This window comes from Actinoplanes sp. NPDC020271, from assembly GCF_044388125.1.
Taxonomy (GTDB): Bacteria; Actinomycetota; Actinomycetes; order Mycobacteriales; family Micromonosporaceae; genus Actinoplanes.
On sequence record NZ_JBIRWQ010000006.1, the window covers coordinates 73,719 to 87,448 of the forward strand.

Annotated in this window: 11 protein-coding genes; 7 read left to right on the top strand and 4 right to left on the bottom strand. The window is 71.3% G+C overall.

Annotation, left to right across the window (positions count from 1 at the left end):
- Positions 1 to 3 precede the first annotated feature (3 nt).
- Both ACH442_RS15475 and ACH442_RS15480 read right to left on the bottom strand, forming a co-directional pair.
- Positions 4 to 1,092 carry a substrate-binding domain-containing protein gene (locus tag ACH442_RS15475; protein ID WP_396338663.1) on the bottom strand — a complete coding sequence of 363 codons (1,089 nt, stop codon included), beginning with the start codon at positions 1,090 to 1,092 and terminating at the stop codon, positions 4 to 6.
- Positions 1,089 to 2,969, bottom strand: coding sequence for a heparinase II/III family protein (locus ACH442_RS15480; RefSeq protein WP_396338664.1), 1,881 nt, complete (start codon positions 2,967 to 2,969; stop codon positions 1,089 to 1,091). Before ACH442_RS15480 ends, ACH442_RS15475 begins: the two co-directional genes overlap by 4 nt.
- 178 nt (positions 2,970 to 3,147) lie before the next feature.
- Between ACH442_RS15480 and ACH442_RS15485 the strand changes: the two genes are divergently transcribed.
- The 6 genes from ACH442_RS15485 to ACH442_RS15510 are packed head-to-tail and all read left to right on the top strand — an operon-like array spanning position 3,148 to position 9,694.
- A complete protein-coding gene (locus ACH442_RS15485) occupies positions 3,148 to 4,971 on the top strand; it encodes a DUF2264 domain-containing protein (protein ID WP_396338665.1) in 1,824 nt (607 codons plus the stop codon).
- A 2-nt stretch (positions 4,972 to 4,973) separates the two neighbouring features.
- Positions 4,974 to 6,275, top strand: coding sequence for an extracellular solute-binding protein (locus ACH442_RS15490; RefSeq protein WP_396338666.1), 1,302 nt, complete (start codon positions 4,974 to 4,976; stop codon positions 6,273 to 6,275).
- Positions 6,272 to 7,144 (top strand): carbohydrate ABC transporter permease, encoded by an 873-nt coding sequence (locus ACH442_RS15495; protein WP_396338667.1) that lies wholly within the window; start codon positions 6,272 to 6,274, stop codon positions 7,142 to 7,144. The genes ACH442_RS15490 and ACH442_RS15495 overlap by 4 nt, the downstream gene beginning before the upstream one ends.
- A complete protein-coding gene (locus ACH442_RS15500) occupies positions 7,141 to 8,022 on the top strand; it encodes a carbohydrate ABC transporter permease (RefSeq protein WP_396338668.1) in 882 nt (293 codons plus the stop codon). Before ACH442_RS15495 ends, ACH442_RS15500 begins: the two co-directional genes overlap by 4 nt.
- Positions 8,019 to 8,627, top strand: a complete 609-nt coding sequence (locus tag ACH442_RS15505; RefSeq protein WP_396338669.1) for a hypothetical protein — start codon at positions 8,019 to 8,021, stop codon at positions 8,625 to 8,627. The genes ACH442_RS15500 and ACH442_RS15505 overlap by 4 nt, the downstream gene beginning before the upstream one ends.
- The gene (locus tag ACH442_RS15510; RefSeq protein ID WP_396338670.1) at positions 8,624 to 9,694 is read left to right on the top strand and encodes a glycoside hydrolase family 88 protein; all 1,071 of its coding nucleotides are present in this window, start codon (positions 8,624 to 8,626) and stop codon (positions 9,692 to 9,694) included. Before ACH442_RS15505 ends, ACH442_RS15510 begins: the two co-directional genes overlap by 4 nt.
- Positions 9,695 to 9,706: 12 nt before the next feature.
- Here ACH442_RS15510 and ACH442_RS15515 read toward each other — a convergent pair whose 3' ends face one another.
- Together ACH442_RS15515 and ACH442_RS15520 are read right to left on the bottom strand one after the other, a co-directional pair.
- Complete coding sequence (locus ACH442_RS15515) at positions 9,707 to 10,240, bottom strand: GNAT family N-acetyltransferase (protein ID WP_396338671.1); 534 nt, start codon at positions 10,238 to 10,240, stop codon at positions 9,707 to 9,709.
- A 51-nt stretch (positions 10,241 to 10,291) separates the two neighbouring features.
- Positions 10,292 to 11,725, bottom strand: a complete 1,434-nt coding sequence (locus ACH442_RS15520) for a diguanylate cyclase domain-containing protein (protein ID WP_396338672.1) — start codon at positions 11,723 to 11,725, stop codon at positions 10,292 to 10,294.
- A gap of 386 nt (positions 11,726 to 12,111) precedes the next feature.
- Between ACH442_RS15520 and ACH442_RS15525 the strand changes: the two genes are divergently transcribed.
- Positions 12,112 to 13,338 carry an MFS transporter gene (locus ACH442_RS15525; protein ID WP_396338673.1) on the top strand — a complete coding sequence of 409 codons (1,227 nt, stop codon included), beginning with the start codon at positions 12,112 to 12,114 and terminating at the stop codon, positions 13,336 to 13,338.
- Positions 13,339 to 13,730: the final 392 nt, after the last annotated feature.

Here is a 13,730-nt window from a genome sequence, read left to right on the forward strand (position 1 = left end):
GGATCAGTGCGGACATGGGGCCGCGGTCGAGTGCCGGATCCGCAGCGCCGGGCTGATCACCACCCGGTGGGCCGGGCGGTCCGGGTCGGCGAGCCGGTCGGCGACCAGGCGGACGGCGGCGCGGCCGATCGAGCGGCGTGGCGGTCGGACCGCGGTCAGCGCCGGGCTGAACAGGCCGGCCACCTCGTCGTCGTAGGCGACCACGGAGAGCTGCCCGGGCACCGCGATCCGTCGTTCCTCGCAGCGCTGCACCAGGGCGATCGCCTCGGCGTCGGCGTGCACCAGCAGCGCGGTCGTGCCGGTCGCGAGGCAGCGGTCGAGGACGGCGTCGAGGGCGGCCACGCAGTCCGGGCTCTTCGCGTCCGGGACCTGCTCGTCGACGGTCGCGCTGACGTCCAGCCCGAGCTCGGTGACCGCTTCCAGCCAGCCGCGATGCACGTGCGGGCGAGTGGGACTGGGGGTGGCGAGCACGACGCCGACGCGGCGATGACCGAGATCGACCAGATGACGCACGGCCATGGCCGCCCCCAGCGCGTGATCGGTGACCACCGATTCCAGCGCGACGTGGAACGGGCCCGTGGCTGCGGTGCGTTCCAGCAGCACGACCGGCAGCCCGGTGCCGGCCAGCCAGTCGACGGTCCGCGCGGCGGTCGGCACGTCCATCCGCGGCGCGACGATCAGCGCGTCCACGCCCTGGTCGACCAGGCGCAGCAACTGCGGGCGATCATCTTCGGTCTCGTAGGAGGACCCGCGCAGCACGATCCGCATGTCCAGCTCGCGGGCTGCCTCTTCGGCGCCACGCGCGACGGCGGGATAGTAGTAGTCGAGCGACGGCACCAGCATCCCGAGCGTGGTGGTCGCCGGCTCGGCCGGTGCGGGATCGTCCGCCGAGGGCAGGGTCACGCCGCCGTGCACCCGCCGGACCAGTCCTTCCGCGGCGAGCTGGGCGATGTCGCGGCGGATCGTCACGGCCGCCGCGCCGAGCGACTCGGTCAGGTCGGAGATCCGCAACACGCCGTCGCGCCGCAGCGCCTCGAGCAGTCGGGCCCGCCGGGTCTCCGGCAGCGGCCCCCGCTTGTCCGATGTGGTCACGGTCGCTGCTCCTTCACGGTCAGGTCGAGGGTACCGATCGAGCCGAGCCCGCTGACGTCGATCTCCAGCCGGGTCAGGTGATCGCCCCACACCTCGCTGAGCAGGGGATCGTCCAGCTCGCGAACGGTTGTCGCGCACGGTACCGGTGGGCTCCAGCTCACCGTCAGCACGCCCGCGCCGTCGCGCGCGGTGATCACGGCGTGCCCGTGACCGAGCTCCACCCGGCCCGCTACGACCAGATGGACGCGGGTCGGCGTGTGTCCGGCCGGCGCCAGCTCCCACTGATCGCGAACGGTCACCGCATTGTCGGCACGGTCGAGTCGCGCGGTCCGTCGCCAGCGGCGGATCTCCGTGGCCGCATAGGCATTCTCCAGATCAAGACCGATTTGCGCGTACGTCGTACCGCTGCTCGCCACCACGCCGGACGCCCCGTACCCGGGGCCGGCCGCCTGCTCGTGCCCCCGGATCCACGGAGTGTTGTGCCAGGTGCTGCGCATCATCCACAGCTCGTAGCGCCGGGGCCCGAACGTCCGTGCCGTGTACGTCGGCCGCCCCGGGTCCACCAGCACCGGCACCCCGTTCAGAGCCACCACGAAACTGCCCACGTCGTTGTGGTTGTGGTTCTCCTCGTTGTGCCCGCCCTTGACCGCCACTGTCAGCCCCGCCGAGCTGCCGGCCGCCATCCGCGCGACCAGCACCTGGACCGACGGCAGCCACACCTCGCGCGGCAGCCACGACTCGGTGGCCGGGGCCTGCGCCGCGACCCAGCCCGGGTCGGTCAGCGCCCGCAGCACCCGGCCGGCGCCGTCGCCCTCGTGCGCCACCGGTGAGTCCGGCGTCCGGTGCGCCGCGGCGTGGGCGCGCGCCGCCTCGTCGCCGAGCCGGTGCAGCAGCGGCCAGGGCTGGTCGCCGGTGGGCCGGGCCGAGCAGTCGGCGAAGTTCACGTACCAGGGGCCGCCCAGGTGCATCCGGTACGGGAACGCCACGGTCTCGCGCAGCACCCGGATCGGTTCGGGGCTCAGGGCGCCGCCGGTCGCGCGGTACAGCACGTCGAGCGCTTCGAGGAGCCGGCCGGCGCCGTTCCACCAGTACCCGTAACCCTCGTCGATCGCGCCGTCGGCCGGCAGCGCCGCCACGAACCGGTCGAGGCCCTCGATCACCAGCCGGACCAGGGCGTCCCGCCGGTCGCCCGCCTCGACCAGTTGCAGCGCCGCGACCAGCACGTTCCCGTGGATCCAGGGATTCCAGTTGTGCACCCGGCCGTCGAGCCCGATCCACGGCCAGTCACGCCGCCGCTCGAACGGCCCGAGCACCCGCCGCTCCACCTCCCAGCGGATCCGCGCCCGCAGCCCCGGTACCCGCTCGTCGAGCTGCGCGCCGAGCAGGTGGTCGATCCAGGCCAGGTCGGAGGCGACCTCACCGGCACCGAGGTCCAGGTACGGCTCGGTCACCGTCGGCACCACCGACCGGTGCCGCTCGAACGTGTCGTCGTGTGCGGGCCAGCACCAGCTGCTCTGCTCGCACCAGAGCGTCACCCCGTCGGCCACCTCGTCCAGCCACCGCTCGTCGAGCGTGACCGCGGCGAGCACCGCGGCCCGGACGACCCGCTCGTGCTTGGCCCAGACGACCTGTTCGTACCCGTCGCGGTCGCCGTCCCGGAAATACCGGGCATATCCGCTGGCCAGCGGCACCGGCCAGGGCGTCCCGAGGTCGGCCTCGGCCCGCGTGCGCAATCCTTGCACGGGCGCGGCGGCCCAGGCGGCGCGGTCGGTCGCGGGCGGCACCGGCAGGCAGCGGCCGGACGGCCGCAGCATCCCGGCGCCGAGGACCGGCCATGCCTCGCCCAGCGACGATCGATGCTGATCGGATCTGATCACTTTCAGGATCCTAGATGCCTGCTTGGCGCGGGCGAAACACTTCGCTGAGACAAAAGTCCAGCTCGCCACTGTGGATCGATTCCGACTGGATCAGTCCGTTCAAGACATTGACATGCTCGATTGTGAGCGTTTAACGTCCTCGAAACCGAGCCGTCCGATTGATTTCGGAGAGTGCCGAGTGTCTGAACACCTGACCACCAGCGACTGGGAGCGGGCCGACTGGCTGCGCTTCGCCGACCGTCTGCTCGCCGCCGCGGCCAGGCACGCGAGCCCCGGCCGGGCACGGTTCGAGCTGCCCGGTGCCGAGGGTGGCTACGGACGGGCCGTGGACGGGCTGGAAGGTTTCGCCCGGACGTTCCTGACCGCCGGCTTCCGGATCGCCGGGGCACGCGGCCAGGGCGTCGACGAACTGCTCGAGCGGTATGCGACCGGCCTGGCCACCGGCACCGACCCCGCCTCGCCCGAGCGCTGGGTCCGGCTCACCGAGCACGGCCAGGCCAAGGTGGAGGCGGCGAGCATCGCGCTGATCCTGGACCTGACCCGCCCGTGGCTGTGGGACCGGCTGGACCCGGCCGTGCGGGAGCGGGTCGTGGACTATCTGTCGCCGGCGGTCGGCGACGACACGTACCCGCAGATCAACTGGGTCTGGTTCCGGCTGGTCGTGCAGACGTTCCTGCGCTCGGTCGGCGGACCCTGGTCGGCTGCCGAGATCGAGGCGGACCTCGCCGCGCACGAGTCGTTCCGGCGCGCCGACGGCTGGCTGTCGGACGGGCCGAAACGGGCGTTCGACCACTACACCGGCTGGGCGCTGCACCTCTACCCGATCCTCTGGGGCCGGATGCGCGGCGCCACCCCGGACAAGCGCTGGGCCGACGACCTCGACCGGTACCTGCAGGACGCGGTCGCGCTGGTCGGCGGGGACGGGTCGCCGCTGCTGCAGGGGCGCAGCCTGATCTACCGGTTCGCGGCCGCCGCGCCGTTCTGGGCCGGAGCGCTGGCCGAGGTGCCGTCGGTGCCGCCCGGCCAGTTGCGGCACGCGGCCGACCGGATCGTGCGGCACTTCGCCGAGCGCGGAGCACCGGACACGGACGGGCTGCTCACCGTCGGGTGGCACGGGCCGTGGCCGCGGCTGGCGCAGTCCTACTCCGGGCCCGGCTCGCCGTACTGGGCCGGCAAGGGCCTGCTCGGGATCGCGTTGCCGCAGGACCATCCGGTGTGGACCGCGTCGAGCGTGCCGCTGCCGGTGGAGCAGGGTGACGTGCTGCGGGCGGTACGGGCACCGGGCTGGATCATCTCCGGGACCCGGGCCGACGGGATCGTCCGCGTGATCAACCACGGGACCGATCACGGCTTCGCGGGGCAGGGGCGGGCGGACTCGCCGCTCTACGCCCGGATCGGCTATTCGACGGCGACCGCGCCCGTGCTCGACGACTCCGGGTGGACCGATCCGGTCGACCAGTCGGTGGTGCTCGTCGACGCGGACGGGCGGACGACTCATCGGACCGGGATGCGGCTGATCGACGTACGTGCGGAAGGTCTTGCCGGTTCTTCCGGTCCGGTGCATTGGGTGACCTCGTGGCAGGAGGGTCCCGATCACGGTGAGGGGCGGGCGGCAACGCTGCGCGAGGCCGGTCACATCACCGTCTTCTCGCTGGTCCGGGGACCCTACGAGCTACGCCTGGCCCGGGTCGACGCCGCTGCCGCCACTGCCGTTCGCCTGCGGATCGGCGGCTGGGCCGGCCCGCTCTCACAGCTCACCGCGATCCTGCCACCCGGGGGCGAGCCCGGGATCGCGGTCCACGACGGGCCGCTCGGTGACCAGGTTCGCGTGCCCTATGTCGATCATCCGGTCCGGACCGGCACCTGGACCGCCACGCTCGTCGCTCTCGGCGCCGACCTGCCCGGGAACCCGCACTGCGCCGTCGAGTTCGGCGACGAGACGCGGGTGATCTGGCCGGACGGCGTGCTCACCCGGCACCGCATCGACCTTCTGAAGGAGTAGGGATGAAACGCTCGATAGCCGCCGTCCTCGGCGCCGTCACGGCGCTCTCGCTCACGCTGACCGGTTGTGGTTCCGGCGACGACGGGCCGGGTGGCGCCGGCGCCAAGACGCTGACGCTCGCGGGCTGGAGCCTGGCCACCACGCCGGAGTTCAAGGTGCTCGCCGACGGGTTCCACGCCGCGAACCCGGATTACACGGTCGAGCTCAAGGAGTACGACCCGAAGAACTACGACACGCAGATGATCGCGGACCTGGCGGCCGGCAAGGCACCGGACGTCTACGTGCAGAAGACGTTGAAGAACTTCTACACCTACCAGAACGGCAAGCAGTTGCTCGACGTCTCGGACGTGGCGTCGGGACTCGGCTCGGCCGCCAACGGGCTGCCGTTCTACCAGGTCGAGGGGAAGACGTTCGCGATCCCGTACCGGCAGGACTCGTGGGTGATCTTCTACAACAAGGCGCTGTTCGACCAGGCGAAGGTGAAGTACCCGGACGGGTCGTGGACCTGGGACGACTACGCGACGGCGGGCAAGCAGCTCACCGCCGGGCTGAAGGCGGCCGGGTCGAAGGCGCTCGGCATCTATCAGCACGTGTGGCAGTCGACGCTGCAGGGCTTCGCGCTGGCGCAGACCGCGGGGGCGGACCTGAGCAGCGGGAACTTCGGGTACCTGAAGCCGTACTACACCCGCGCGGTGGATCTGCAGAAGGCCGGCGCGCAGGTCCCGCTCGGCGACGCGACCACGAACAACCTGACCTACCAGGCGCAGTTCGGCAAGCAGCAGGCGGCCATGATGACCATGGGCACCTGGTACATCGCGACGCTGCTCAGCCAGCAGAAGAGCGGCGACGCGGACAAGTTCGAGTGGGGCATCGCGCCGGCGCCGCAGCTCGACAAGTCGACGACCGGCCCGTCGGCCACCCCGGTGACGTTCGCCGATCCGACCGGCATGGGAATCAACCCCAAGATCAATAAAGACAAGATCGACACTGCCAAGAAGTTCCTCGCGTACGTCGGTGGGCCGGAAGCCGCGAAGGCCCTTGCCGCGATCGGCATCACGCCGGCGAACACCGACGCCGCGGCCGACACGATCTTCGCGCTCCCGGGCGTGCCGACCGACGACGTCTCCAAGTTCGCGTTCACCAAGCACGACACCAAGCCGGAGAACCCGGTCGGCAAGTACACCGCGCCGCTGCAGAACATCCTCAACGACCTGCACACGTCGGTGCTCTCCGGCACCACCGACATCGACACCGCCATCACGCGGGCGCAGGACAAGGCCAAGAACGAGGTTCTCGGCAAGTGAGGGCCGCCCGGAACACGCTGCTCGGCTGGAGTTTCCTGCTGCCGAACTTCGTGGGCTTCGCGGTGCTCACGATGGTGCCGGTCGTGCTGCTCTTCTACTACGCGTTCACCACCTGGGACATCTTCGGCGGCGCCGAGTGGTCCGGCCTCGACAACGCGCGGCAGATGATGCACGACTCCAGCTTCTGGGCGGCGATGACGAACACCGTCTACTACACGGTGTTCCACATCCCGCTGACGCTGGCGGCGTCGCTCGGGCTGGCGGTGCTGCTGAACAAGCGGCTGCGGGCGGTGGCGTTCTTCCGGACAGTGGCGTTCTTCCCGTACATCGCGTCGATCGTGGCCGTCGCCCAGGTCTGGAACATGCTGTTCAGCCCGGGATACGGCCCGATCAACGCGGTGCTGCGGGCGGTCGGCGTCGACAACCCGCCGGGCTGGACCACGTCCGCGGACTGGTCCATGCCGGCGGTGATCGTGGTCGGCACCTGGCGGGAGATGGGTTACTTCATGCTGATCTTCCTGGCCGGGTTGCAGACCGTGCCGGGTGAGCTCTACGAGGCGGCCCGGGTCGACGGCGCCAACGCGTGGCAGCGGTTCCGGGCGGTCACGCTCCCGTGCCTGCGCCCGACCACGTTCTTCGTCGTGGTGTTGCTGACCATCAACAGCTTCAAGGTGCTCGACCTGATCCTGGTGATGACCAACGGCGGGCCCGGGCAGTCGACGCTCGTGCTCGCGCAGTACGTCTACCGCAAGGGCTTCGAGGAGAACCAGTTCGGCTACGCGTCGGCCGTCTCGGTCGTCCTGTTCCTACTGTGTTTCCTGGTCACGGTCGTGCAGTTCGCGGTCAACCGCCGTCGGGAGGCTCGATGACCACATTATTGACCCCGGCCGCGGTACGGACGGAGAACCCACCCGCCCGCAAGCGGACCGGTCACCGGATCGGCCGTGTCCTCGGCTACCTCGCCATGGCCGTCGCCTCGATCGCCGTGCTGCTGCCCTTCTACTGGATGGTCGTCTCCTCGCTGAAGACCGACAACGAGGTGTTCACGATCCCGGTGACCTGGCTGCCGTCGGTGCCGCAGTGGCGCCACTACGTCGACATCTGGACCCGGTCGGACATGACCACCTGGCTCGGCAACACCGTGCTGCTCTCCGTGGTGGTCACCCTGCTGCAGGTCCTGACCGGCAGCTTCGCGGCCTACGGCTTCTCGAAGATCCGTTTCCCGGGGCGGGACGCGCTGTTCCTGCTCTACATCGGCACCCTGGCGGTGCCGTGGCAGTCGTACATGATCCCGCAGTTCGTGCTGCTCTCGAAGGTCCACCTGTCGGACACGCTCTGGTCGATCATCGCGATCCAGGCGTTCGGCGCGCTCGGTGTCTTCCTGATGAAGCAGTTCTACGAGTCGATCCCGGACGAGCTGGTCGACGCGGCCCGCATCGACGGCATGAGCGAGTACGGGATCTACCGCCGGATCATGCTGCCGCTCTCCACCCCGGCACTGGCCAGCCTCGCCCTGATCACGCTGGTCAACACCTGGAACGACTTCCTCGGGCCGCTGCTCTACCTGCGGTCGAGCAACCTGTGGACGATCCAGCTGGGGCTGCGCACGTTCATCAGCCAGTACAGCGCCGAGTACGCGCTGATCATGACCGGCTCGGTGCTCTCCGTCCTGCCGATCGTGGTGATCTTCCTGCTCGGGCAGCGGTACTTCGTCGAGGGCGTCGCGACGACGGGGCTGAAGGGATGAGACGCCACCTCGGTACGGTCTTCGAGCTGACCTACCTCGCGCTGATGACCAACGTGCTGCTCACCGTCACGCTGCTCCCGATCCTCTTCGTCCCCCTCGCCGCGCCGCTCGCCGCTCCCGCCCTGTGCGCGGCGTTCGCCGTCTTCGCCGGCCACCCCGGCCCGGTCGTCCGCACGTTCCTGCGGGCCTGGCGGGTCACCTTCGGCAAGGCGACCGCCGTCGGAGTGCTGGCAACCGGTGCGCTGCTGGTGCTCGGGGCGGACATCCGGGCCGCCTGGGGCCGGCCGGCCGGCGCGGCGCTGATCCCGGTGCTCGCCGTGCTGATCCTGCTCGTCGTCGTGGCGACCCTGCTGGGTCTGGTCGCGCTCGCCTCCGACCCGGCCGCCCGGATCCGCGACGTTCTCACGATCGGGATCCTTTCCGGCGTACGGCGGTGGTACCTCACCCTGCCGTCGCTGGGCGTGCTCGTGCTGTTCGAGGCGATGTTCGCGGTCAAGCCGGTGCTCGCGCTCGCCCTCGCCGCGAGTCCGCTGCTCTACGTCGTCTGGGCCAACAGCCGCCACACCCTGATGCCCGCTCTCAGCCCGATCGAAAGGACGTCATGACGGCGATCGACGTGACCGCCGCCGCGGTGACCGCGGCACTGTCCATCATCGACGCGAACCTGGAGGAGTTCGGCGACCGGTATCCCGGCGACACCACGGTCGGCGACCGCTACCCGGTCCGAGCCGCCAACACCGGCTGGACCACGAGTTTCTGGCCGGGAATGATCTGGCTGGCGCACGACCTGACCGGGGACGAGAAGTACCTTCGCGCGGGGCTCGGACACGTCCGCAGCTTCGCCGCGCGCGTCGCCGACGGGGTTGACCTCGACACCCACGACCTGGGCTTTCTCTACACCCTGTCGTGTGTGACGGCCTATCGGCGGACGGGGGAAAAAGCTGCGAAGGAGGCGGCGCTGGCGGCGGCCGACCACCTGATGTCTCGCGTCCTGGAACCCGCCGGGATCATTCAGGCCTGGGGTGACCTGCGGGATCCGGCGCAGCGGGGGCGGACGATCATCGACAGCCTGATGAACACGCCACTGCTCTTCTGGGCGTCGGAGCAGACCGGTTCGGCCCACTACGCGGACGCCGCGCGCCGGCATGCGGCGCAACTGCGTGACCACATCCTGCGGCCGGACGGGAGCACGTTCCACACGTACTACTGGGACCCGGTGAGCGGGGCGCCGCTGCGCGGGGAGACCGAGCAGGGGTACGCCGACGACTCGTGCTGGGCGCGCGGGCAGGCGTGGGGGATCTACGGGTTCCACCTCAACTACCAGCACACCGGGGATGCGTCGTTCCTCGCCGCGGCCCGTAAGTGCGCCGATCGCTTCCCGGTGGACGGCGTGCCGTACTGGGATCTCTCGCTCACCGGCGTCGAACGGGACTCGTCGGCGGCCGCGATCGCGGTGTGCGGCCTGCTCGCCCTGGGCCGTGACGACGACGCCGGACGGATCCTCGGCGCGCTGATCAGCGACTACGCCAGCGCCGGGAACGCGCTGCTGCGGCACGGCGTCTACGACCGGCCCAAAGGCATCGGGGTGGATGAGGGGACGCTGTGGGGCGACTACTTCTACCTGGAGGCGCTCACCCGGGTGACCCGGCCCGGCTGGGTGCACCCGTGGTGAGCCGCCCGCCGGTCAGGCCTTGACCACCGTGGTCACCAGCACGTCGGTCTCGCCCGGCGCGGTGGGGTCGCGGTGCTCGCGGGCCGACTCGACGAAACCGGCCTTCTCGGCCACCCGGGCCGACGGGGCGTTCGCCGCGTCGTAACGGACGGCGACCTGGTCCACGCCGTCCAGGGTGCGGGCGACCCGCGTCAGCGCGCTCACGGCCGCGGTCATGTGGCCGTGGCCGGCCCAGGGTGTACGCATCCAATAGCCGATCTCCAAGGTGCCCGGGCCGAGCCGGGTCATCAGGCCGATCGCGCCGATCAGGTCACCGACCGAGGTGAAGATCGCGTAGTTGAACTCAGTACCGGCGTCCCAGTTGCGCACCGACATCTCGATGAAGTTCCGGCCGTCCTGCGGGGCGTAACCGTCGTGGGCCCAGGGCAGGAACGGGATGAGCTCGGGGAGGGACTCGTGGACCGCGGCGGTGAGCTCGCCGGCCCACTCCGGTTCCCAGCGTTTCAGCACGAGCTGCCCAGCGTTGATCATTTCCGGCACGTTCATGGCCGTCAGCCTGCTCGCCCGCCCGCCCGACCGGCAAGCGCTTTCGGGAAGTCAGGCGGCGCTTCGCATCCGGGCGGGCTTGCCGGCGTACATCTCCGCGTCGGCGCGGGCGATCAACGTCGCGCCGTCCAGGCCACGGCCGGCGGTGGCCCGGGCCGCACCGATCGTGACGCCCACCTCGACCGGCCCGCCGGGCAACTCGATCGGCAGGCGGACCGTGGCCCGGATCCGCTCGCGCAGGGCGGTGATCTCCGCGTCGGTGCCGCCCCGGCACAGGACCAGGAACTCGTCGCCGCCCAGGCGGCCGACCTCGCGGTCCGGGCCGGCGACCGTGACCAGGCGGTTCGCGACGGTCCGCAGCACCTCGTCGCCGGCGGCGTGACCGTGGTGGTCGTTCACCGGCTTGAAGCCGTCCAGGTCACAGAGCAGGACGATCACGTCGTACGGGCCGGTCAGCGCCTGATCGATCCCGGACATGATCCGTCGCCGGTTGACCAGGTCGGTCAGCTCGTCGTGCGACGCCTGATGCGCGAGCACGCTCTCGGCCCGTTCCCGTTGCCGGGTCAGTTGCCGGAACCGGGTCAGCACCAGCGGGATCACCAGCAGCGTGGCGATCGGCAGATCCGCCCCGGTGGACTCGCCGCGCAGCCCCTGCACGGTCGCGATCGCCGGGTTCACGCTGAGCGCCGCCCCGAGCCAGGCCAGCCGGAACCGGCCCGCCGCCCGCTCGACGACGGCCTGCGGCTCGACCACGGCCGGTGCGCCCGGGTGCACCGCAGCCGCGGCGATGGTCAGGAAGGCCACCAGCATCAACACGCCCGACCACGCGCCCCGGTGCGGCCCGCCGAGCGCCCCGACGGTCAGCGCGGCGGCGGTCAGGACCACGGTGAGCAGCAGATACGCGATCGTGCCGCGGGCCGCCCCGGTCGCCGCCACCGCCATCCGCAGCAGACACCCGGTCACGCCGCTGAGCACCAGCACGTCGACCAGCATCTGCGCCTGGCCGACCGGGGTGGCGGTGGCCGGCAGGTGCGGCTCGAACACCCACACCCACATCGCGCCGCCGGCACACACCCCGAACATCGCGGCGTCGACGATGCCGCCCGCGTCCGCGCTCATCCGGCGCCGGACCGCCAGCGCCGCGCCGGCCAGGAACAACCCATGGGCCGCGGCCATCAGCAGATCGGCCGGCCGGCCCTCGGCGCGACCCAGATGACCGTCAACTATCCAGTACGGCCACAGCACGTGATCGACGAGCAGCAGCGCCAGCCCGCCGATCGCGAGCAGCCACGGCCGCCGATGGGTGAGGTGCCCGGAGAGCAGCGCCTGGCCGAACAGCCCGACCGACAGCACGACCACGAGCATGTAGATCGTCGCGCGGACCCCGGTCGTGGCCAGGCTGTAAACAGTTCCGGCGAGCAGGGCGCACGCGAGGAACCCGGCGTGGGTGATCCACGCCGGGGCGGTGGCTCGGGGCCAGCGCATGCGGTCTCCGCTCTTTTCGGGTCGCGCGCTCTGATCGGCCGTTCCGGGGGTGACCTGAGGGTTTAGTGGCCCCTGGTGCCCGGGTCACGCCGACCGGTGCGCCTTCCCTCCGACGAAAAGCTGATATGCCGGAATTCTGGGGAAACCTACAGTTGCCGGCAACCCCAGAACAGCCGGTGAAGGAGGTGCCTCGATGCGCAGTCGTACCTGGAGCTGACGTTCCACCCCGTCCTTCTGCCGCTGTTTCGTCACCGAGGGGAGCACGCCGATGCGCGGACGTAGCTGGGCCTGAACACCCCTGGAACCGAGTTGACCGTCAGCGGCGGCGGGTCGTCCCATCTGGACCTGGGACGGCCCGCCGCCGAGTCATGCACCAGGGGGAGCCCTTGACCGAGCAGCCGGCCGGATACCGCGAGATCTTCGCGGTTCGCGAGTACCGCCACCTCTTCACCGCGAACCTGCTGTCGCTGATCGGTGACCAGCTGACCGCGGTCGCGCTGGCCTTCCTGGTCTACCACCGCTCCGGCTCCCCGCTGCTGGCCGCGCTCACCTTCGCCGGCTCCTACCTGACCTGGGTCGCCGGCGGGCCGCTGCTCGCCGTCGTCGCCGACCGGCTGCCGCGCCGCACCGTACTGATCGGCTGCGATGTGATCCGGGCCGCGCTGGTCCTGCTCATGCTGACGCCCGGCCTGCCGATGACGCTGCTCGTGGTGATCGCTTTCGTCGCCAACCTGTGCCGGCCGCCGTTCCAGTCGGCGCGCGCCTCGCTGCTCCCGGACATCCTCGACGGCGATCGCTACCCCGTGGCCAACGGGCTGGACAACATCGTCGCCGAGATCACGCAGGTCGCCGGGTTCGCGCTGGGCGGGCTGCTCGTCAGCGCCGGATCCGCGCAACTGGTCCTCGCCGCCGACGCGGCCACCTTCCTGATCTCGGCTGCGCTGATCGCTTCCGGTCTTCGCCGCTGCGTGGCGGCAACCTCGTCGCCGGCCGAGCCTTCCGGTTCCTGGTGGTCCGAGACCACCGCGGGCGTACGGGTGGTGTTCGGCGACCGGACCCTCCGCTCCTACCTGCTGCTCTTCTGGCTGTCCTGCCTGGTCTACGCCGTCGAGGGAATCGTCGCGCCGCTCGCCGGTGAATACGGCGGTGGGGCCCGCACCGGTGGCCTGCTCCTGGCGATGATGCCGGCCGGCGTCGCCGTGGGCGGCGTGCTGCTCACCCGGTTCTGCGGCCCGGCGCTGCGCCGGCGGCTGATGCTGCCGCTCGCCGTTCTCTCCTGCGCGATTCTCCTGCCGGTGGCCGCTCACCCGCCGCTCCCGGTGCTGCTCGCGCTGCTCTTCGTCAGCGGCCTGGCCGGCGCGTTCAGCATCCCGTTGAACGCCATGTTCGGCCGGGCCGTCCCCGCGGCCTACCGCGCCCGCGCCTTCGGTGTCGCCATGTCCGGCCTCTGCGCCGTCCAGGGCCTGGCCATGCTCACCGCCGGCGCCCTGGCCGAAACCGTCCCGCCGTCCGCCGTGGTTTCTGCCGCCGCCCTCACGGCAACCCTCGCCGTCCTCGCCGTGATGACCAGGTGGCCCACCCGAGCCCTCATCCCTCAGCCCACGACCGCCTGACCCCGGCCCTCGACCGCCGTCGCCCGGCCCTGGCCCCTCGACCGCCGTCGCCCGGCCCCGCCCCAGCCGGTCGTCGACCGGCCCTGAGCCTCGGCCCGCGGTCGACCGGCCCACTCGCGCGGCCCGGCGTCGGGCGCGGGAGGGCGGCGCGGGTTGCGGTTTCCGGCTGGTCCTCCCCCTGGTCCTGAGGCCCGGATGACCACGGGGAGAACCAGCCGGGCGAACGGGGCGCGCTGCTACCGGGACCGACCGGCCGGCTTGCGGGCTCCGGAGGGCGGGGCTACCTCAGGACAGGTTTGTTGCTCTGACCGTGCCCACCCACGGAGGCCGCCCTGGAGGGCTTCGCGTTCAGGGCCGGCCACGGCCCTGCGAAGCCCGGAAGGGCCCCCGCG